Below are 1,429 nucleotides of genomic sequence, written 5' to 3' on the forward strand. Positions count from 1 at the left end.
CCGAGACGTTCCCGGTCGGCGACTTCCTTCTCACCCACACAGAGACGGGATTACAGGTCGCACATAAGCATGCACCCAACCAGGTCATATGGGATACGGTCACCGACGGCACATTCCTTGTCGCGGAGATTGCTACCGCAGACATCCGCGAGTTCGGCACGCCGGAGGGCTCGTTTGAGATTAGCGACACCGTATCGAGCTCTTTCGGACAGCCGACGATTGAAGCCGTTGCGGTTGACGGCAACACAGCGGTGGTGACGGGGAAGCTCACGGGAACCGGCGGAGCCATTGGGTACAAGCTTGCTTTCGAAGCAGTGTCGACGTTTCACCTGCGCTTCACCATTACAGTCGACGCAGCAGACGTGAACCGCATCCGCCTGGTTGTCGGGTCAGTCGCGGACGAGGCTATCTTCGGGTTCGGCCAGCAGCTCACTTATTTCAACCAGAAGGGCTTCGTCCTGCCCATCCTGGTGCAGGAGCACGGTGTCGGGCGTGGCCAGGCCGTGGTCACCGAGATCATCGACCACCTGGCTAACCGGGGCGGTGGCACGCCCTTCGTGACAGAAGCTCCGGTGCCGCATTATCTGACGAACCGCCTCCGCTCGCTGTTCCTGGAGAACACCGAGTACAGCACCTTCGACATGCGTCAGCCTGACCAGATTGACATCAAAGTCTGGTCCGCAACCATGATCGGCCGCATCCTCTATGGACGAACGCCGCTCGACCTGATCGAGGCGTTCACCGAGTACTCCGGCCGCATGCGGGCCTTGCCCGACTGGATCCACGAGGGTCTCATCCTCGGAACGCAAGGCGGCACCAATGTGGTGCGCGGCAAGATCGATACCGTCAACAAGGCCGGGATACCGCTCGCGGGTGTGTGGCTTCAGGACTGGCCCGGCGTGCGCGTCACCTCCACAGGCCGGCAGCTCTGGTGGAACTGGCAGCTCGACGAGACCTACTACCAGGGCTGGAAGCAACTGGTGGCTGACCTGGAGAGCCAGGGCGCACGGATGCTGACCTACATCAACCCTTTCCTGTCGACGGAGGAGGGCCACAACAGCCTCTACACCGAGGCTCTGGCCAGGGGCTACCTCGTCAGGAAGGCGGACGGGACACCGTTCCTCAACCGCAACACCACCTTCTCGGCGGCGCTTGTCGACCTGAGCAACCCGGAGGCCCGCACCTGGATCAAGGGCGTGATGAAGAGGGAGATGATCGAGAAGGCGGGCTCCTCCGGCTGGATGAACGACTTCGGCGAGGCGCTGCCCTTCGACGGCAAGCTCCACGATGGCGCCGATCCGGCCGTCTGGCACAACCGCTACGCGCAGGAGTGGGCCCGGGTCGCCCGCGAGGCGATCGAGGAGGCGGGGCGGGGCGATGACATTGTGTTCTTCGACCGATCCGGCTTCACCCAGAGCCCGGGTGCGGC

The 1,429-nt window shown here is 63.3% G+C and carries 1 protein-coding gene; it reads left to right on the forward strand.

The features are described 5' to 3' along the window. The coding region (locus AC0QTX_RS27425) for a TIM-barrel domain-containing protein (protein ID WP_474606952.1) at nt 1–1,429 on the forward strand (1,429 nt) is incomplete at both ends.

The sequence above is a fragment of the Microvirga sp. jy35 genome (genome assembly GCF_056148915.1).